Source organism: Comamonas sp. GCA5 (assembly GCF_036541385.1).
Classification (GTDB): domain Bacteria; phylum Pseudomonadota; class Gammaproteobacteria; order Burkholderiales; family Burkholderiaceae_C; genus Comamonas; species Comamonas aquatica.
In genome coordinates, this window is record NZ_JAZHFR010000216.1 from 1 (window position 1) to 612 (window position 612).

Sequence of the window (612 nt, forward strand, 5' to 3'; positions counted from 1 at the left end):
GACTCGATCACGCTGGACTTTCACAAGCATTTCTTCCAAAGCATATCGTGTGGTGCGTTCTTGCTCAAAGACGAAGCGAACTACCGCTTCATGCACTACGAGGCGGAGTATCTGAACTCGGCTTACGACGAAGAGCATGGCGTGCCGAATCTGGTGTCCAAATCGCTGCAAACCACGCGCCGTTTTGATGCGTTGAAGTTGTGGATGACGATTGAGGCTTTGGGTGAAGAACTCTATGGTTCCATGATTGACCACGGCGTGACGCTGACGCGTGCGGTGGCTGATCACATCAAGACTACCGACGGTTTGGAGCTGCTGGTGGCGCCGCAGTTTGCATCCGTCTTGTTCCGCGTGGTGCCCCAAGGCTACCCCGCCGAACTGCTGGATACGCTGAACCAAAACGTGGCCGACGAATTGTTTGCACGCGGTGAAGCCAATATTGGCGTGACCAAAGTGGGGCAAGTGCAATCGTTGAAGATGACCACCTTGAGCCCGATTGCCACGCTGGAAAACGTTCAGCAGTTGCTGGCACAGGTACTCCGTGAGGCCGATCGCATAAAAAAACCTATTGCTGATGGGACTTATCAACCAGCGATCGACTAATTGATAATA

General features: G+C 53.1%; 1 protein-coding gene. It reads left to right on the forward strand.

Features of this window, described 5'->3' with window-relative positions; all coding sequences use genetic code 11:
• The coding region (locus SJH88_RS19320) for a pyridoxal phosphate-dependent decarboxylase family protein (protein ID WP_274755409.1) at nt 1–603 on the forward strand (603 nt) is incomplete at its 5' end.
• Nucleotides 604–612 lie beyond the last annotated feature (9 nt).